This window comes from Bradyrhizobium sp. (genome assembly GCF_030646015.1).
Taxonomy (GTDB): Bacteria; Pseudomonadota; Alphaproteobacteria; order Rhizobiales; family Xanthobacteraceae; genus Bradyrhizobium.
In genome coordinates this window covers 53,748-72,334 of record NZ_JAUSLT010000072.1, presented here as the reverse complement: position 1 = coordinate 72,334, position 18,587 = coordinate 53,748, and the positions used below count along the sequence as shown (strand labels likewise).

General features: G+C 64.9%; 19 protein-coding genes. 17 read left to right on the top strand and 2 right to left on the bottom strand.

The features are described 5' to 3' along the window. Positions 1 to 5: 5 nt before the first annotated feature. The 15 genes from trpS (at position 6) to Q7T45_RS10695 (ending at position 13,681) form a co-directional block, all read left to right on the top strand. Complete coding sequence (gene trpS, locus Q7T45_RS10765) at positions 6 to 1,058, top strand: tryptophan--tRNA ligase (protein ID WP_304870534.1); 1,053 nt, start codon at positions 6 to 8, stop codon at positions 1,056 to 1,058. Positions 1,059 to 1,170: 112 nt separating this feature from the next. Further along, a complete protein-coding gene (locus Q7T45_RS10760; protein WP_304870532.1) occupies positions 1,171 to 1,665 on the top strand; it encodes a universal stress protein in 495 nt (164 codons plus the stop codon). A 289-nt stretch (positions 1,666 to 1,954) separates the two neighbouring features. Next, positions 1,955 to 2,524, top strand: coding sequence for a NifU family protein (locus Q7T45_RS10755; protein ID WP_304870530.1), 570 nt, complete (start codon positions 1,955 to 1,957; stop codon positions 2,522 to 2,524). A 159-nt stretch (positions 2,525 to 2,683) separates the two neighbouring features. After that, on the top strand, positions 2,684 to 3,382 hold the full coding sequence (tsaB, locus tag Q7T45_RS10750) for a tRNA (adenosine(37)-N6)-threonylcarbamoyltransferase complex dimerization subunit type 1 TsaB (protein ID WP_304870528.1): 699 nt from the start codon (positions 2,684 to 2,686) through the stop codon (positions 3,380 to 3,382). Next, a complete protein-coding gene (gene rimI / locus Q7T45_RS10745) occupies positions 3,379 to 3,876 on the top strand; it encodes a ribosomal protein S18-alanine N-acetyltransferase (RefSeq protein WP_370691253.1) in 498 nt (165 codons plus the stop codon). Before tsaB ends, rimI begins: the two co-directional genes overlap by 4 nt. Positions 3,877 to 3,957: 81 nt before the next feature. Beyond that, positions 3,958 to 4,407 carry a Fur family transcriptional regulator gene (locus Q7T45_RS10740; RefSeq protein WP_304870525.1) on the top strand — a complete coding sequence of 150 codons (450 nt, stop codon included), beginning with the start codon at positions 3,958 to 3,960 and terminating at the stop codon, positions 4,405 to 4,407. Positions 4,408 to 4,411: 4 nt separating this feature from the next. After that, positions 4,412 to 5,134 (top strand): HAD family hydrolase, encoded by a 723-nt coding sequence (locus Q7T45_RS10735; RefSeq protein WP_304870523.1) that lies wholly within the window; start codon positions 4,412 to 4,414, stop codon positions 5,132 to 5,134. Between the two features lie 56 nt (positions 5,135 to 5,190). Continuing rightward, positions 5,191 to 6,603, top strand: a complete 1,413-nt coding sequence (gene miaB, locus Q7T45_RS10730) for a tRNA (N6-isopentenyl adenosine(37)-C2)-methylthiotransferase MiaB (protein WP_304870521.1) — start codon at positions 5,191 to 5,193, stop codon at positions 6,601 to 6,603. A gap of 4 nt (positions 6,604 to 6,607) precedes the next feature. Next, positions 6,608 to 7,663 carry a PhoH family protein gene (locus Q7T45_RS10725; RefSeq protein WP_304870519.1) on the top strand — a complete coding sequence of 352 codons (1,056 nt, stop codon included), beginning with the start codon at positions 6,608 to 6,610 and terminating at the stop codon, positions 7,661 to 7,663. Between the two features lie 65 nt (positions 7,664 to 7,728). Continuing rightward, complete coding sequence (ybeY, locus tag Q7T45_RS10720; protein ID WP_304870558.1) at positions 7,729 to 8,274, top strand: rRNA maturation RNase YbeY; 546 nt, start codon at positions 7,729 to 7,731, stop codon at positions 8,272 to 8,274. 1 nt (position 8,275) lies between these two features. Then, positions 8,276 to 9,394, top strand: a complete 1,119-nt coding sequence (locus tag Q7T45_RS10715; RefSeq protein WP_304870517.1) for a hemolysin family protein — start codon at positions 8,276 to 8,278, stop codon at positions 9,392 to 9,394. Next, positions 9,391 to 11,001 carry an apolipoprotein N-acyltransferase gene (lnt, locus tag Q7T45_RS10710; RefSeq protein WP_304870515.1) on the top strand — a complete coding sequence of 537 codons (1,611 nt, stop codon included), beginning with the start codon at positions 9,391 to 9,393 and terminating at the stop codon, positions 10,999 to 11,001. The genes Q7T45_RS10715 and lnt overlap by 4 nt, the downstream gene beginning before the upstream one ends. Positions 11,002 to 11,243: 242 nt before the next feature. Next, positions 11,244 to 11,660: a helix-turn-helix domain-containing protein gene (locus Q7T45_RS10705; protein WP_304870513.1), complete on the top strand. Its 417-nt coding sequence runs from the start codon at positions 11,244 to 11,246 to the stop codon at positions 11,658 to 11,660. A gap of 147 nt (positions 11,661 to 11,807) precedes the next feature. Further along, positions 11,808 to 12,938 carry a M20 family metallopeptidase gene (locus Q7T45_RS10700; RefSeq protein WP_304870511.1) on the top strand — a complete coding sequence of 377 codons (1,131 nt, stop codon included), beginning with the start codon at positions 11,808 to 11,810 and terminating at the stop codon, positions 12,936 to 12,938. Next, positions 12,935 to 13,681, top strand: a complete 747-nt coding sequence (locus tag Q7T45_RS10695) for a tRNA (guanine(46)-N(7))-methyltransferase TrmB (RefSeq protein WP_304870509.1) — start codon at positions 12,935 to 12,937, stop codon at positions 13,679 to 13,681. The genes Q7T45_RS10700 and Q7T45_RS10695 overlap by 4 nt, the downstream gene beginning before the upstream one ends. A gap of 134 nt (positions 13,682 to 13,815) precedes the next feature. On the opposite strand, the gene Q7T45_RS10690 is transcribed toward Q7T45_RS10695, so the two are convergent. Then, a complete protein-coding gene (locus tag Q7T45_RS10690; protein WP_304870507.1) occupies positions 13,816 to 14,664 on the bottom strand; it encodes a phytanoyl-CoA dioxygenase family protein in 849 nt (282 codons plus the stop codon). A 104-nt stretch (positions 14,665 to 14,768) separates the two neighbouring features. After that, positions 14,769 to 15,851, bottom strand: coding sequence for a DUF2336 domain-containing protein (locus tag Q7T45_RS10685; protein WP_304870505.1), 1,083 nt, complete (start codon positions 15,849 to 15,851; stop codon positions 14,769 to 14,771). Between the two features lie 340 nt (positions 15,852 to 16,191). On the opposite strand from Q7T45_RS10685, the gene rimP reads away from it, so the two are divergent. Further along, entirely contained in the window at positions 16,192 to 16,962 is a 771-nt protein-coding gene (gene rimP / locus Q7T45_RS10680; protein ID WP_304870503.1) for a ribosome maturation factor RimP, read from the top strand. A 3-nt stretch (positions 16,963 to 16,965) separates the two neighbouring features. Further along, a complete protein-coding gene (nusA, locus tag Q7T45_RS10675; RefSeq protein ID WP_304870501.1) occupies positions 16,966 to 18,579 on the top strand; it encodes a transcription termination factor NusA in 1,614 nt (537 codons plus the stop codon). Positions 18,580 to 18,587 lie beyond the last annotated feature (8 nt).

Genomic DNA, 18,587 nt, shown 5'->3' with positions numbered 1-18,587 from the left:
TGACAATGGCGATGGTTGAACGGGTATTTTCGGGCGTCCAGCCGACGGGCAATCTGCATCTCGGCAATTACCTCGGCGCGATCGTCAATTTCGTCAAACTGCAGGAGACGCATAATTGTCTCTATTGCGTCGTCGACATGCACGCCATCACGCAGCCGGTGGAGGTATGGGGCGGCCCGGCCGAGCTGGCGCGCAATACCCGCGAAGTGACCGCGGCCTTCATCGCCTCAGGCATCGATCCGAAAAAACATATCGTGTTCAACCAGAGCCAGGTGCTCGAACACGCGGAGCTGGCGTGGATCTTCAATTGCGTGGCGCGGATCGGCTGGCTCAACCGCATGACCCAGTTCAAGGACAAGGCCGGCAAGGATCGCGAGGCCGCCTCCGTCGGACTGTACGATTATCCGGTGCTGATGGCGGCCGACATTCTGGTGTATCGCGCTACCCATGTGCCTGTTGGCGAAGACCAGAAACAGCACCTCGAACTGTCGCGCGACATCGCGCAGAAATTCAACAATGACTTTTCCGAGTCGATCCGCAGCCATGGCTTCAACGACGGCTTGTTCTTTCCGCAGCCGGAGCCGCTGATCACCGGCCCCGCGACGCGGGTGATGTCGTTGCGCGACGGCACCAAGAAGATGTCGAAGTCGGATGCGTCGGACAATTCGCGGATCAACCTCACCGACGACGCCGACACCATCGCGCAGAAAATCCGCAAGGCGAAGACCGATCCGGAGCCGTTGCCGTCGGAGGAAAAGGGTCTCGAGACCCGTCCCGAGGCCGACAATCTGGTCGGGATCTATGCCGCTTTGTCGGGCCGAACCAAGGCCGACTTGCTCGGCGAATTCGGCGGCGGGCAATTTTCGGCCTTCAAGAATTCGCTGGTCGAACTGTGCGTTACAAAACTGTCGCCGATCGCCTCCGAGATGAAGCGGCTGATGGCGGACCCCGGCACCATCGATGCGGTGCTGGTCGACGGCGCCGCGCGCGCCCGGGTGATCGCCGCCGAAACCATGCGGGCGACCCGCGACATCGTCGGTTTCGTCAGCAAGCGCTAGGTTTCCACGCCTTCGCCACAATTGATCCAACGCAAAGCGCCTGCACAGCCGCTTGTGGAGCAGGGCCGCGCCGTGGCAGCATGCGTCGGTTTGGCGCAGCATCGGGACATGCATGACCACCCAGCGACGAAGCTACGAGACCGGCCACAAGCCGAAATGCCTTGTCATCGTTGACGACAGCGCGGAATGGGACCGCGCGGTCTATTATGCCAGCCGCTGGGCGATCCGCGTCGGCGGCGGCGTGGTGATGCTGCGCGTCATCGAGACCGAGGACCAGAACCAGCAATGGCTCGGGGTCGCCGACATCATGCGCGCCGAGGCCGAGGAGAACGCCAACGCCGCGCTCGATCGCGCCGCCGGCCGCGCCAACGGCATCGCCGCGATCACCCCCGAACGCGTGATCCGGGAAGGCGACGCCACCGGCCAGATCCTCGACGTGATCGACAAGGACGTCGATATCGCGATGCTGGTGCTGGCCGCCAACCCCGGTGCGGAGGGCCCCGGCCCGATCATCACCACCATGGCCAAGACGGTCGGCTCGTTTCCGATTCCCGTCATTATCGTGCCCGGCGATCTCAGCGACGCGGATATCGACGGATTGTCGTAGGTCGTCTCCCCTCCCCCCGCGAAGCGGCGGGGAGGGGTCGGGGGTGGGGGGTGCTTCCGCAAACCCGCTGACAGTCGAATGCGCTGATAGACCCCCCACCCCCGACCCCTCCCCACCACGCGCAAGGGCGCGTGGGAGGAGGGGAGAAGAGCGCCGAACATCGGATGAGCGTGAGCATCTGACCCACTTTGCGGAACTGCCCTGCGCCCCTTGATCGTGCATCCGCCGTCGCCATCTGCTAAGAGGTCAGCCACGCGCCGGCCTTGAACCGGTGTCGCAGGAGAAAGCCATGTTCATCCAGACCGAAGCCACGCCCAATCCCGCCACCCTGAAATTCATTCCCGGCCGCATCGTGCTCGAGGGCGGCACCATGGAATTCGCCAATCGCGAAGCCGCGGCGCGCTCGCCGCTGGCGACGCGGCTGTTCGACGTGCCCGGCGTCACCAGCGTGTTCTACGGTTCCGACTTCGTCACCGTGACCAAGGACTCAAGCGACTGGCAGCACCTCAAGCCGTCGATCCTCGGCGCCATCATGGAACATTACATGTCCGGCGCGCCGCTTTTGGCCGACGGCATTGCCGCCAGCGACGAGGCCGCCGACGAGGAAGACGAGTTCTTCAACGAGGCCGACGCCGAGACGGTCGCCACCATCAAGGACCTGATCGAAACGCGGGTGCGCCCGGCGGTCGCCAATGACGGCGGCGACATCACCTTCCGCGGCTTCAAGGACGGCATCGTCTATCTCAACATGAAGGGCGCCTGCGCCGGCTGCCCGTCCTCCACTGCGACCCTGCAGCACGGCATCCAGAACCTGCTGAAGCATTTCGTGCCCGACGTGGTCGAAGTCCGGCCGATGTGAGCTGGGAGCGTCGTAGGGTGGGCAAAGCGAAGCGTGCCCACCAACTTTCGTCCCGTCCTGAAACTTCGAGATAGCGGTGGGCACGGCGCGAAGAGCGCCTTTGCCCACCCTACGAAGCTATAGCCTAGCGTCGCCGCATGCGGCTGATATAACTGCCCCATGCTCATCCTCGCCATCGATACCGCACTGGATGCCTGCGCCGCCGCAGTGCTCGACACGAGCACGAGCCAACTCATCGCGCAGGAATCGCAGGCGATGAAGCGCGGCCATGCCGAGGCCCTGATGCCGCTGATCGCGCGCGTCATCAAGGCGTCCGGCGTTGCCTACGTTGCGCTCGACCGCATCGCGGTGACCACCGGGCCCGGCAGCTTTACCGGCTTGCGGGTCGGACTCTCCGCGGCGCGCGGCATTGGCCTCGCCGCCAACAGACCGGTGGTCGGGCTGACCACGCTGACGGCCTATGCCGCGCCCGTCGTCGCCCAGAACGCCGCGCAGCCGGTGATCTCGGCGATCGATGCGCGGCATGACCATGTGTATTTTCAGGTGGTGAGCGGCGACGGCAGTTCGCTGGTCCGGCCACGCGTCGCGCCGGTCGAGGAAGCGCTCGCCGCGGCACAGTTCGGCGCACCGCATCTGGTCGGTAACGCCGCCCAGATTCTCGCTGACCGCTGGCCGGCCGATGCGCCGGCTCCGTTCAAGGTCGATCCGCAACCGGCGCCCGACATCGCCTGGGTGGCGTGGCTCGGCGCCGCGGTCAGTCCGGACGCCGCACCGGCGCGGCCGTATTACCTGCGCGCTCCCGACGCCAAGCCTTCACAGGACGCGCTGCAGAGAGCCGCGCAGCCGCCCTCATCATGATGAGTCAAATACGTTCCTGGTTCGGCGGATGGTGGCGCGGCGGCGCCGCGGTGGTCGAGCCCGCGACCCAGCGCGACGCCGCCCGGCTGGCGCAACTGCACGGCGCATCATTTCACCGCGGCTGGGGCGAAGCCGAATTCGAGACCATGTTGAGCGAGCGCAATACACTGGTTCATCGGCTGAGGCAGGGTCGAAAGATCATCGGTTTCGCGGTGTCGCGGCTGGCCGCCGACGAGGCCGAGATCCTGTCGATCGCGGTTGCCGCCGATCAGCGCGGCCGTGGCCTGTCGCACAACCTGCTGCTGACACATCTCGGCCATCTGGCGGGCCGTGGCGTGCGCACCATATTCCTCGAAGTCGAGGAAAATAATCAGCCGGCGCGGCGGCTCTACGAACGGGCCGGTTTTGCCGTCGTCGGACGCCGCGAACGGTATTACCGGGAGGCCAACGGGGAACAATTGAACGCACTTCTGATGCGTCGCGACTTGTCGTAACGCGCCCGGAGTGGCAGAAAGGCCCTTGCAAGGGGCGCATGGTCTTATCGCAGATCATGCGGTGCCGAAGGCGAACGAATCATGACTGCATTGAAATCCACGCCCGTGCCCAAGGCCACCGGTATCGAAGCCCGCTGCGCCGCCACCGGCATGCGCATGACCGAACAGCGCCGCGTCATCGCCCGTGTGCTGGCGGAAGCCATCGATCACCCCGACGTCGAGGAACTGTATCGCCGCTGCGTCGCGGTCGACGACAAGATCTCGATCTCGACGGTGTATCGCACGGTAAAACTATTCGAGGACGCCGGGATCATCGAGCGGCATGATTTCCGCGAGGGCCGCGCCCGCTACGAGCAGATGCGCGACAGCCATCACGACCACTTGATCAATCTGCGCGACGGCAAGGTGATCGAGTTCACCAACGAGGAAATCGAGAAGCTGCAGGCCGAAATCGCCCGCAGGCTCGGCTACAAGCTGGTCGATCACCGGCTGGAACTGTATTGCGTCCCGCTGGACGACGACAAATCCTGATCGCGTGAATAAACCGCGTCGAGACAAAGACCCTTTCGATCTCGTCATTTTCGACTGCGACGGCGTGCTGGTCGACAGCGAAGTGATCTCCTGCGCCGCGCATGCGGAAACCCTGACGCGCCATGGCTACCCGATCACATCGGACCAGGTGCTGGAGCGATTTCTCGGCGTGTCGGATCGCGAAGCCCGCCAAACCATCGAAACCGAACTCGGCCGGCAGCTTCCCGACGATTTTGAATCGCAGATGAAGCAGGCGACGCTGCAGCGCTACGCCGCCGATCTCAAGACTATTCCACATATCAGCGAGGCGATCGCCGCGATCGGCCTGCCGAAATGCGTGGCGTCGAGCGGCACGCCGGAGAAAATTCGCCACGGTCTCGGCTGCGCCGGGCTCTACGATTTGCTGGCGCCCCACATTTTCTCCGCCTCCCAGGTCAACCGCGGCAAGCCGGCACCCGATCTGTTCCTGTTTGCCGCCGGGCAGATGCTGGCGGCGCCGGCGCGCTGCCTGGTGATCGAGGACAGCCTCGCCGGCATCGCCGCCGCGGTCGCCGCCGGGATGCCCGTGCTCGGTTTTTACGGCGGCAGCCATTGCCGCCCCGGTCACGGCGACCGGCTGCGCGCCGCCGGGGCCGCCGCGATATTCGGCGATATGCGGCAATTACCCGATTTGATCGCGCAAATCGGCCGAAATCCGGGCTTTGTCGCTGGATTTTCAGCCCTTTAGCCTATAATTGAGCCCCGCGCCGTAATGGCGCCACCTCAGCACAGCATTCAGGTTCCATGAGCCCGCCGCGCAAGCTGCATATCAAGTCATACGGCTGTCAGATGAATGTCTACGATGCACAACGCATGGTGGACACGCTGGCGCCCGAAGGCTTTGTCGAGACATCAAGCGTGGATGACGCGGACCTGGTGATTCTGAACACGTGTCACATCCGCGAAAAGGCGTCGGAGAAGGTTTACTCCGAACTCGGGCGGCTGCGCGTCGCCAAGGACGAGGCCGCCAGAGCCGGCCGCCAGATGAGCATCGCGGTGGCCGGCTGCGTCGCGCAGGCGGAAGGCGCCGAGATCATCCGCCGCGCGCCCGCGGTCGATGTCGTGGTCGGCCCGCAAAGCTATCATCATCTGCCGCAGCTATTGGCGCGGGCGAAGAGCCACGGCCGCGCGGTGGAGACCGAATTTCCGGTCGAGGACAAATTCGGATTCCTCGCAGCCCCGAAGCCCGATGCGATCCGCGCGCGCGGCGTCTCGTCCTTCGTCACGGTGCAGGAAGGCTGCGACAAGTTTTGCACGTTCTGCGTGGTGCCCTATACCCGCGGCGCCGAAGTTTCGCGCCCGGTGGCGAAAATCGTCGACGACGTGCTGAGACTGGCCGACAACGGCGTGCGCGAAATCACCCTGATCGGCCAGAACGTCAATGCCTATCACGGCGAAGGGCCTGGGGGACGGATCTGGTCGCTCGGCGCGTTGCTGCATCGCCTCGCCGATATCCCCGGGATCGCGCGTCTGCGCTATTCGACCAGCCATCCCCGCGACGTCGACGACACGCTGATCGCGGCGCACCGCGACTTGCCGGCGCTGATGCCCTTCGTGCACCTGCCGGTGCAGTCGGGTTCCGACCGGATCCTGGCGGCGATGAACCGCAAGCACAGCGCCGACGATTACCGCCGCGTCATCGACCGGTTCCGTGCGGTGCGGCAAAATATTGCTTTTTCATCGGATTTTATCGTGGGCTTCCCCACCGAGACCGAGGAAGATTTCGCCGCGACCCTCGCGCTGGTCCGGCAAATCGGCTACGCTGGCGCTTATTCGTTCAAGTATTCGCCACGGCCAGGCACGCCGGCGGCGGACATGCGGGAGACGGTGTCAGCGGCTGAAATGGACGAGCGATTGGTGCGGCTCCAGGAATTGATCGACGGCCAGCAAGCGGCCTTCAATCTGGCTGCGATTGGCAGCACCGTTGACGTGCTGTTCGAACGCGCCGCCCGCAACCCCGGCCAGATCGTCGGCCGCACCGCTTACCTGCAGCCGGCGCATGTGATGGCGTCCCCCGACATCATCGGACAGATATTGCCGGTGACCATCGCCAGCCTCGAGCGCTACAGCCTGCTCGGCGAACTCTCCGGAACGGTCCCTGCACCGCCGGCACCTGCCCGAATGACCGATTCCTCTCACATGATCACGGGAGCCTGAACCCTTGCCAAAAAGCGCATCGGATTCGCCTGCACTCGCTCCCAGCCGCAAATTTGACCGCGACATGCAAATCCCGCCCGAAACGCAGGTCGTCATCGATTTCGACGACAATCGCGCGGCCTCCGCTTTGGTCGGACCCTACGGACAGAACCTGGCGCTGATCGAGCGCCGGCTCGGCGTCGTGGTCGATTCGCGCGGCAATCACATCACCATCGCCGGCTCGCGCGACGGCTGCGATGCCGCGCGGCGCGTGCTGGAGACGCTGTATGCGCAGGCGGTGCAGGGCCACGACCTTGCACAGGGCGACGTCGAGGGCGCGATTCGCGCCGTGATCGCCCAGGGATCGCTGTTCGAATTCGACGCCAAGACCGCGAAGACGGCGTTCGAGACCATCAATCTGCGCAAGCGCCCGGTGCGGGCGCGCACCGCCGCGCAAGACTCGTATATTCGCGCGCTGAAACGCCACGAAATGGTGTTCGGCATCGGCCCGGCAGGCACCGGCAAGACCTGGCTCGCGGTGGCGCATGCCGCCCAACTGTTCGAACGCAAGGAAGTCGATCGCATCATCCTGTCGCGCCCCGCGGTCGAGGCCGGCGAGCGGCTCGGCTTCCTGCCCGGCGATCTCCGGGAGAAGGTCGATCCGTATTTGAGGCCGATCTATGATGCGCTGTACGATTTGATGGATTCGCGGATCGTCGAGCGCGCGCTGCAGGCCGGCGAAATCGAGATCGCGCCGCTCGCCTTCATGCGCGGCCGTACCCTGACCAACGCCGTCATCATCCTGGACGAGGCGCAGAATACCACCTCGATGCAGATGAAGATGTTCCTGACCCGGCTCGGCGAAAACAGCCGCATGATCATCACCGGCGATCCCTCCCAGGTCGATCTGCCGAACGGCCAGACTTCGGGGCTTGCGGAAGCCGCGCGACTGCTCGATGGCGTCGAAGGCATTGCCCAAGTGAAATTCACCGCCGAGGACGTGATCCGCCATGAACTGGTGGCGCGGATCGTCGCCGCCTATGAAGGATTGCCGCAGAAGCCGGTAACCAGCAGGCCTTGATGCCCAACTCTGACGCCAAGCGCGCGCCGGGGACGAGCCCCGGCCGCAACGGAAATTCCGGACCGATGCCGCCCCTTGCGCTTCCCATCCCCGAGGTTCTCGTCGTCGCCGATTGCTGGCAGGCCGAACCCGACGCCGAAGCAGTGGTGCATCGCGCCATCGCGGCGGCGGCCGAGAGCGTCGATGCGGATGTCGGCGACGCCGAGCTTGCGGTCATGCTGACCGACGATGCCGGCATTCGCACGCTGAACAGCAATTGGCGCGGCATCGACAAGCCGACCAACGTGCTGTCGTTTCCGGCGCTGCAGCCGACCGGTCCCGTTGGACCCGACGACGCGCCGCGCATGCTCGGCGACATCGCCATCGCCTACCAGACCACGCGGAAGGAAGCCGACGACGAACAAAAGCCGTTCGATCATCACCTCAGCCATCTGGCGATCCATGGCTTCCTGCATCTGATCGGCTACGACCACGAAAAAGACGGCGAGGCCGAAGCCATGGAAGCCCTCGAGCGGCAGATCCTGGCGCAACTCGGCATTCCCGATCCGTATACGGATCGAGATCCCTATGCGGATCGGGATCCCGATGCCGGCCGGGAGCGGATGGACTGAGATGCCGGACTCCGACCCGATCCACGACAATCCGCGCGACATCCGCAACCTGCCGGCGGTGGTGCAGGAAGGCGAGGTGATGCGTCCCGCCGCCGACAACTGGCTGACCCGTGCGATCCGCACCCTGTTCGGCTGGAAGCCGGGATCGGTCCGCGACGATCTGCAGGTCGTGCTCGACGCCTCGACGCCCGACGAGGTCGGGTTTTCCGCCATCGAGCGCACCATGCTGCGCAATATCCTCGGCCTGCACGAGCGCCGCATCGCGGACGTGATGGTGCATCGCGCCGACATCGTCGCGGTCAAGCGCGACATTGCGCTCGGCGAACTGATGAGCCTGTTCGAAAGCGCGGCGCATTCGCGCCTGGTGGTCTACAACGAAACCCTCGACGATCCCGAAGGCATCGTTCACATCCGCGACCTCCTGGCCTTCATGACATCAAGCGCGCGCGTGCCCGATACCAGCAAGGCCAAGAAGAAAAAGCCGTTGCCGGCCGGGCTCGACCTGCGCTCGGTCAACCTCGCGATGGCGCTCGCCGACGCCAACATCATCCGCAAATTGCTGTTCGTGCCGCCGTCGATGCGGGCGATCGACCTGCTGGCGCAGATGCAGGCCTCGCGCATTCACCTGGCGCTGGTGGTGGACGAATATGGCGGCACCGACGGGCTGGTCTCGATCGAGGACATCGTCGAGCAGATCGTCGGCGAGATCGACGACGAGCATGACAGCGACGAGCCGCCGGCGATCGTGCGGCAGGCGGACAATTCCTTCATCGCCGACGCGCGCGCCAGCCTCGACGACGTCCGCACCATGATCGGCGAGGAGTTCGTCACCGGCGAGGCCGGCGAGGAAGTCGAAACCCTCGGCGGCTATCTCGTGACCCATGTCGGCCGCCTGCCGGTACGCGGCGAAGTCATTTCCGGCCCCGGCAATTTCGAGATCGAAGTGCTCGACGCCGATCCGCGGCGCGTCAAGCGGCTGCGCATCGCCACCCGCAAGGAGCGCCCCGTGGCGCGGCCGACGCGCGAGAGCCGCCGCCGCGATACCGCGGCGGAGGCTGGCCAGCCGCAGGCCAACGACAATGCGAGCCCGCGATCCGGCGATGGAGCCGGGTCGCAGTGATCGCAGCCGACAAACTCCGCGCCGCTATTCTGGCGATCCTCCTGGCTTGGGGCTGGAAGCGCGCCGCCATTGCGCTGGTCGCAGGCGCGCTGTCGGCGCTGGCGATGGCGCCGTTCAATGCATGGCCGGTGCTGTTTCTGACCTTTCCGGTCATGGTCTGGCTGATCGATGGCGCCGGCGCCGGACGCTGGCGCGGCGTGCCGGCGGCCGCGATGGCGGGCTGGTGGTTCGGCCTCGGCTATTTCGTGCCGGGCCTGTACTGGATCGGCTACGCGTTCCTGGTCGATGCCCCCACCTTCGCCTGGCTGCTGCCGTTCGCCGTGCTGGGCCTGCCCGCCTATCTCGCGCTGTTCACCGCATTCGGTTTCGCGCTGGCGCGGCTGATCTGGACCCGGGAAGGCACACGGGTGATCGCGCTCGCGGCCAGCCTGACGGTGAGCGAATGGCTGCGCGGTCAGGTGCTCACGGGTTTTCCCTGGAATGCGTTCGGCTATGCGCTGACCGAGCCGCTGGCGCTGGCGCAGACGGCGTCGCTGATCGGCTTGTGGGGCCTGACATTTCTGAGCGTTGCGATCTTCGCCAGCCCCGCGACCCTGATCGATGGCGGCACCCGCGGGCGTTGGCCGTGGATCGCACCGGTCATGGCGCTGGCGCTGCTGGTCGCGATGGGGATTTTCGGCGGCGTGCGCCTGGCGCTGCAGCCGACCGCGCTGGTCGCCAAGGTCAAGCTGCGGATCATGCAGCCCAACCTGCAGCAGGACGTCAAATTCAACTACGCCGCCAAGGCGGAGGTGATGCAGAAATATCTTGCGCTGTCCGACCGCGCGTCCGGGCCGCAATCCACCGGCGTGCGCGACGCCAGCATCCTGATCTGGCCGGAATCGGCGTTTCCGTTTTTCCTGACGCGCGAAGCCGATGCGATGGCGCAGATCGCCGAACTGTTGCCCAAGGGCACCATCCTGATCACCGGCTCGGTGCGGGCGCCCGATCTGCCGCCCGGCGTCCGGGTCACCCGCGCCTATAATTCAATCTATGTTATCGATCATGACGGCAGCGTGCTGTCGGTCTACGACAAGGTGCATCTGGTGCCGTTCGGCGAGTATCTGCCGTTCCAGGACTGGATGGAAAAGCTCGGCTTCGTGCAGCTCACCAGAGTTCAGGGCGGATTCATTGCGGGCGCGCGGCGTCGCCCGATGGATGTGCCGGGCGCGCCGCGCATGCTACCGCTGATCTGTTATGAAGCGATCTTTCCCGGTGAAGTTGCGTCACGCGACGATCGCTCGGGCTGGATGATCAACCTGACCAATGATGGCTGGTTCGGAAATTCAACCGGGCCCTATCAGCACCTGCAGCAGGCACGCGTTCGCGCGATCGAGCAGGGACTGCCCGTGATTCGTGCAGCCAACACCGGAATCTCCGCAGTCATCGATCCCGTGGGACGGGTTATCGCTCGGCTCGGCCTCGGCGTCGAAGGCGTACTGGATGCCAGCCTGCCCGCGGCCATCGCGCCGACGATTTATACACGTATTGGCGATATTCCCGCCGCGATCATGGTCGCCGCCGGCCTGCTCATCGTGCTTCGTCGCCGTGTCGTCAAGCGCTCATAGACACGTGCGGGTTCATACTTGGTTTCGGTTACCGGCAGAAAAATCTGTCCCGCAAAAATCCACCAGTTGACAGACCGACCAAGCCATTCGCATTCTGCGCCCGCTCATCGAGAGCGAGTCAGTTCTTTGCTCAATATTTCCGCATTCGTGCCGAAGCTTCGGAGCAAGATTTGACGATGCTGGCGCCTGAGGCCTAACTTCACTGCCTCATCCTGCAGGCGTAATCCCAAGGAGTGTTGGAAATGTCGACCAAAGCGCCCAACCCTGTTGACAGGTATGTCGGCAGTCGAGTGCGCATGCGCCGCATCATGCTTGGCATGAGCCAGGAAAAGCTCGGCGAAGCATTAGGCCTCACATTCCAGCAGGTGCAGAAATACGAAAAGGGCACCAACCGGGTCGGGGCGAGCCGCATTCAGCAAATTTCAGAAATCCTTCAGGTGCCGGTCTCGTTCCTGTTCGAGGGAGGCCCCAGCGGCACCGCCTCTACCGGCGGCTTCAGCGAAGGGACCTCGCCGGCTTACGTTTCCGATTTCCTCGCGACCTCGGAGGGTTTGGCATTGACCCGCGCGTTCACGCGGATCGCCGATGTCAAGCTTCGGCGCAGCATTGTCGAGCTGGTCGAGCAGATCGCTACGCGCGAGGCGCCCGACAAGCGCTAGATTGTCATTCCGGGATGCGCCTCTTGGCGCAGGCCTCAGATGTGCAATTGCACATCGGGGAATCCATACTCCCGATCGTGGTTATGGATTCCGGGCTCGCTCGCTTCGCTCACGCCCCGGAATGACGAGAATCTTAAAGGCGACATCATGCCGACCACAGCCGATCCTTTCGATTCCAAAGCCATTCTCGACGGCATCCGCCGCTGGGTCGAGATCGAGACGCCGACGGAAGCGCCCGAGCAGGTCAACAAGCTCGCGACCATGGTCGCGGACGGCTATCGCGAGTTGCCGGTTGCGATCGAGCGGATCGCGGGACATTCCGGCTGCGGCGATCATCTCGTGGTGCGTTCGTCATGGGGCCAGGATGCGCCGGGAATCCTGGTGCTGAGCCATCTCGATACGGTCCATCCCATCGGATTCATCGAGCGGCTGCCGTTCAGGGTGGAGGGCGACGTCGCCTTCGGTCCCGGCATCTACGACATGAAGGGCGGCGCCTACCTCGCCTATCACGCGTTCAGGCAGCTCTGCGCCAGCGGCGAGCGTTCGCCGCTCGGCGTGACCCAGCTCTATGTTTCCGATGAGGAGATCGGCAGCCCGACCTCGCGCGCGCTGATCGAAGCCGAGGGGCGCAAGGCCAAATATGTGCTGGTGACCGAGCCTGCCCGCGACGGCGGCAAGATCGTCACCGGGCGCAAGGGCGTCGCGCGGTTCGACATCGCCATCAAGGGCGTGCCGGCCCATGCCGGCACCAGGCCCGAGGACGGCCGCAGCGCGATCCGCGAACTCGCCAATGTTGTCCTGGCCCTGGACGCCATGAACGATCTGAAACGCGGCATCAGCGTCAATGTCGGCGTCGTCAGGGGCGGCACCCGGCCGAACGTCATTGCGGAAGAAGCCTATGCCGAAGTCGATCTTCGCGTGCCGACCATTGCGGATGCCGACGATCTCGTCGCCAGAATCCTCAATTTGAAGTCCCGCACCGAAGGCGTGAGCGTCAAGGTGTCAGGCGAATTGAACCGGCCACCCTACGAGAAGGGCAATGCCGGCGCAGCGCTTTACGAACATGCCAAAGAGCTCGCCGCGGAAATCGGCTTCGATCTGGTCGACACCTTCACCGGCGGCGGCTCCGACGGCAATTTCACCGCGCCGCATACCGCGACGCTCGACGGCCTCGGCGTCGATGGCCAGGGCGCGCATACCCATTACGAGCAGATGTACATTTCGTCGATCGAGCCGAGGGCACGGCTGTTGTATCGGCTGTACCAGACGCTGCGATGAGCATCGCAACCCGTGACCCCGGGGATCACGACCCATCGCCCGACGATGACGAGGCCGCGCACCGGCACGGCTCGTTCTTCGGGCGGCGCAAGGGCCACAAACTGCGCTCGCACCAGGCCGACCTGATCGCGCAGCTGCTGCCGCGCCTCGCGCTCGACATCACCGTTCCGGCGCCATCGGGCCTCGCCGAACTGTTCGACCCTGATGTCGACCATGTCAGGCTGGAAATCGGGTTCGGCGGCGGCGAGCATCTGATCGCCGAAGCGCTCGCCTTTCCCAATACCGGCTTCATCGGCTGCGAGCCCTACGTCAACGGCATGGCGAAAATCCTGACGCAGATCGAAGCCAACAATATCGGCAATATCAGGCTGTTCGCGGGCGACGCCGCCGAGCTGGTAGCCTGGGCGCCACCGCAGTCGCTCGAGCGAATCGACCTGATCCACCCCGATCCATGGCCGAAGCGGCGGCACTGGAAGCGTCGCTTCGTGCAGGATGCCACCGTGGCCGCGATGGCGCGCGTACTCGAACCCGACGGCGAATTCCGCTTCGTCTGTGACATCGACGGCTACGTCGCCTGGACGCTGGCGCATCTGCAGCACTCGCCCGACTTCGTCTGGCTGGCGGAGCGCGCCGACGACTGGCGCTTGCCGTGGCCCGGCTACACCATGACGCGATACGGGCGGAAAGCCGAACGCGAGGGACGACGGGCGGCGTATTTGCGATTCCGCCGGACCTCATCCTGAGGAGCCGCGCGCGCTTCGCGCGGCGTCTCGAAGGATGGCAGCAGGCCATGAGCCAGATGGTTCGAGACGCGCGCCGGACAGCGCAAATGCGCCGTCCGGACGCACTCCTCACCATGAGGGAGTGGGGCGTGTCGCTACCCCTTCGCCGCCTCGCCCATCCGCGCCTTCCTGACGTCAGTGGCTTCCCACACCATGCGCTTGCCGCGCTCGCGGCCCAAAAGTTCGATCGGGTCGTGATTGTCGATGTGTCCGAACTGCCCCTTGTAGACGCTGTAGCCGCATAGCTCCTGCAAGCGGCGCGGAAACCGCCGCGCGATCTCATGGGGAATGCCGAGCTGCAGGTTTTCCTGCTGCCGCATCCAGCCCCAGCAATAGGCGCAGGAGAATGCGAAGCGCCTGCTATCGCTGTGATTGGCACCGCCGCCATGCCAAAGCGCGCTGTCGAACAGCATCACGCTGCCGGCCGGCATGGTCGCGGTCACGGCGGCGTAGTCTTTGCCGTATTCCGGCGAGGAATCATATTTGTGGCTGCCCGGAATGATCCGTGTCGCGCCGTTGTCCTGCCGGAAATCCGACAGCGCCCAGATCGCATTGAGCGTGATCGGGATGTGTGGACGCGGCAGCGGAATCAGCTGGGTGTCCTCATGGATCGGCTGCGCCTCCTGGCCGGGGCCGAGCACCAGCGAACAGAACGACGACAGCAGGCATTCCTTGTCCAGCACGCGCTCGACCACCGGCAGCACGTTCTCATGCAGCGGCACTTCCCAGAAGACGTCGTCATAGGTCAGGAGATTGTTGATGCGGACCGTCTTGAAGCCTTCGAACGAGGTCTTGGCGGGACCGAGATGATGCTCCCGCTCGGTTCGCTCCAGCGCCTGCTTCAACGCCTCGACCAGATCGGGGCCGGCGGCGCGTTCGATCACGGTGTATCCGTCGTCGCGGATCCTGTCGGCATGCGATTGGATTTCGGCTTCCGTCAGCATTTTTTGTCTCTCCCGTTGGCGCTGTGCCGCGCCTGTGGCGGCAGCATAGCGTGCCGGTTTGGCAGAGGGAAAGTACCCCGGGGCGGAAAGCGGGGACCTGAGACTCAGGCGGTTTGACGGGCCTGCCAGAAAGTCACCACGCGCTCGGCCGTGGAAGGCATCAGCCGCGCGAAATTCACCCGTGCGCTCTCGATGTCCGACAGCGACGGCACCCGGTTGGGGCCGAGCCGCAGCAGGATCAGCGCGCGCACGGTGGCCCATTCGAGGCCGATCACCTTGCCGACGATCAGGATCGGATCGTGCCGGTCGCCGGCAATCAGGCGGTCGAGGGTATCGAGTTTCACCGCCGCCATGGCGGACAGCGTCGCAATCGATTCCTCATATTTGAAGGCCTTGGCAAAGCCGAGCAGCGCGGCTTCGTCGAGCTCGCCGGCATTATGCAGCGCCAGCACGGTGCGTTGCGCCGGCGCGAAGTCGCGGCGGCTCCCGGCCTGCCCCGGCCCGCTGGAGATTTCGCCCATCGCCGCCTCGATATCGGCCTGCCGCTCGGGCCTGACCACTTCGAACAGGCGGCGGCGGACCACCTCGACCGATCCCGCCAGCAACTGCTTGAGGTGGGGGCTCGAGAGATCGGCGCGCTGGCCGACCGCGAGGGTCAGCACGGCATCCTGGCCGGCGCGCTTGATCAGGCCGGAATATCCGGCGTGCGAAAACAGCGCGCCCGCATTGCCGGCGGCGCGCCGCACCACCTCGCGATCGCCGCGGCGGACCATGACATCGGTGAGATCGGGAGAAAGCGTCGGCCGCTCCGACATCGCCAGCAGGTGGCCCTGGCCCTTGCTGCGGGCGATTTCCACCAGCGCCTGCTCGTCGATGACGGGCGATCGGCGCAGCAGCGGACCGGCGATCGCGATCTCGTCTTCGCACGCGAGTTGCCCGACCAGCCCGCGCGGCGCGTTGGCGAGGATCGACAACCGCTCGGCCAGATCGGCGCGCGCGGCGAGTCCGGCGTGCGGAACGAGGCCGGTCAGAATGCCGTCGAACAGGTCGACATGGTCGGCCCGGTAATTCGCCGCGCCCTGCAGATACAGCTCCGCGATCCGCCGCGCGGCCTCGGCGCGACGCTTGGGATCGCCATTTCTGACGATCTCATCAAGCCCCGGGATCAGCGATGTGGCGACGGTCATCCAAAACACACTCAAACGCGCCGCATTGGCGGATATTTCGGTACGTTAGGTGGGGTTCGTGAAGGAAGGGTTAGGTTGAAACCTGCCGGAAAGGCCGCAAAATCACGGGTTCGCGGCCTCGCGGGCCTTGCCGTCGCAGCGGAAAACCGCTATATCAGCCGCAACTTATGGTTCTCATACGATCGCGTATTGAGAGTGGGCCCCTCGGGACCCGCTCTTTTTTATTACCTGAACGAGCCCGGCGCTGGGTGCGGCGCCGGGTTCCATTCGGGGCAGCACTGCCGGACCGCGCTTAAGCCCGGCTAACCCACTGCAAGTCAGACCAAATTTGACCCTGGACATGACCGACCCAACTGCTGGTTCCGTGGACTTCGATCTGCTTGCCGAACCGCGTCTCGTGGTCGAGCCGGGCGTCGCGGCGCGGGTATCGGCGGTGGCCGGCCCGGTGCTGCAGGGCATGGGCTACCGGCTGGTGCGGATCAAGATTTCAGGCGAATTCGGCTGCACCGTCCAGATCATGGCGGAACGGCCTGACGGAACCATGCTGATCGACGATTGCGAGGCGATCTCAAAGGCGCTGTCGCCGGTGCTGGATGTCGCCGACCCGATCGAGAAGGCCTACCGGCTGGAGATTTCCTCGCCCGGGATCGACCGGCCGCTGGTGCGCCGCTCCGATTTCGAACGCTATGCCGGCCATCTCGTGAAGATCGAAATGGCGGTCGCGCATCAGGGCCGCAAGCGGTTTCGCGGCATGCTCGGCGGCGTCGAGGGCGATGCCGTGCATTTGCGTCGCGATGACGTTCGCGGCGACGAGGATCCCGAGGTCTTGCTGGTCATGGAAGACATCGCCGACGCGCGGCTGGTGCTGACCGACGAGCTGGTCGCGGAGTCGATGCGACGCGGCAAGCTGGCCGAGCGCGAGATGAAGCAGAATCTCGGAATCAAGCCGCCGCCCCCGCCGCATGCGAAGCGAAGCGACCCGACCAAGAGCAATGCGCCGAAGGCGAAGTTGAAGCCGGTAAAGAAGATCGCCCCGAAAAACACCAAGGAACACCGCCTCGCCGCAGACAGACTGCGAAGAGGCGAAATCGATCCCACTGAAGGAGAATGAGCCATGGCAGCTGTCAGCGCCAATAAACTTGAACTGCTGCAGATCGCGGACGCGGTGGCGCGCGAAAAATCGATCGACCGCTCGATCGTGATCGCGGCGATGGAAGACGCCATCGCCAAGGCGGCGCGGGCCCGCTACGGCAGCGAGACCGACGTCCACGCCGAGATCGACGCCAAGAAGGGCGAATTGCGGCTGTCGCGCCACATGCTGGTGGTCGAGCAGGTCGAGAATTCGTCGAACCAGATTTCGCTGGTCGACGCGCAGCGCGCCAATCCCGGCGCGCAGGTCGGCGACACCATCGCCGACACCCTGCCGCCGCTGGAATATGGCCGCATCGCCGCGCAGTCCGCCAAGCAGGTGATCGTGCAGAAGGTGCGCGAGGCCGAGCGCGACCGGCAGTACCAGGAATTCAAGGACCGCATCGGCGATATCGTCAACGGCATCGTCAAGCGCGTCGAATATGGCAGCGTCATCGTCGATCTGGGCCGCGGCGAAGCCATCATCCGCCGCGACGAAATGCTGCCGCGCGAGGTGTTCCGCAACGGCGACCGCGTCCGCGCCTATATTTTCGACGTGCGCCGCGAAACCCGCGGACCGCAGATCTTCCTCTCCCGCACCCATCCGCAGTTCATGGCGAAGCTGTTCGCGCAGGAAGTGCCCGAGATCTATGACGGCATCGTCGAGATCAAGGCGGTGGCCCGCGATCCCGGCTCGCGCGCGAAAATCGGCGTGATTTCAAGGGATTCCTCGGTCGATCCGGTCGGCGCCTGCGTCGGCATGCGCGGCTCGCGGGTGCAGGCCGTGGTCAACGAATTGCAGGGCGAGAAGATCGACATCATCCCGTGGTCGCCCGACATCGCGACCTTCGTCGTCAACGCGCTGGCGCCCGCCGAAGTCGCCAAGGTCGTGATCGACGAGGACCGCGAGCGCATCGAGGTCGTGGTGCCCGACACCAACAACCAGCTGTCGCTGGCGATCGGCCGGCGCGGACAGAACGTTCGTCTCGCCTCGCAGCTGACCGGCTGGGACATCGACATTCTGACCGAACAGGAAGAATCCGAGCGCCGCCAGGCCGATTTCGAGAACTCCACGCGGGTGTTCATGGAAGCGCTCAATGTCGACGAAGTGGTCGGCCAATTGCTGGCGTCCGAAGGCTTCACCTCGGTGGAGGAACTGGCGCTGGTCGACGTCAAGGAACTGGCCGGCATCGAAGGTTTCGACGACGAAACCGCCAACGAGCTGCAGAGCCGGGCCCGCGAATATCTGGAAACGCTCGAAAGCGAGCTCGAAAACAAACGTAAGGAACTCGGTGTGGATGACGCTCTGAAGACGGTGCCCGGCGTAACTTCGAAGATGCTGGTGAAGTTCGGCGAGAACGAGATCAAGACGGTCGAGGACCTCGCCGGTTGCGCCACCGACGATCTGGTGGGCTGGACCGAACGCAAGGAAGGCGCCGAACCGACCAAGCATCCCGGCATTCTCGACCCCAACGAAATCTCGCGCGACGATGCCGAGAACATGATCATGCAGGCGCGCGTCATTGCCGGCTGGATCACCGAGGCCGACCTCGTCAAAAAGACCGACGAGGCCGAGGCCACCGAAGACCAGCCGGTTTGATGCGCGGT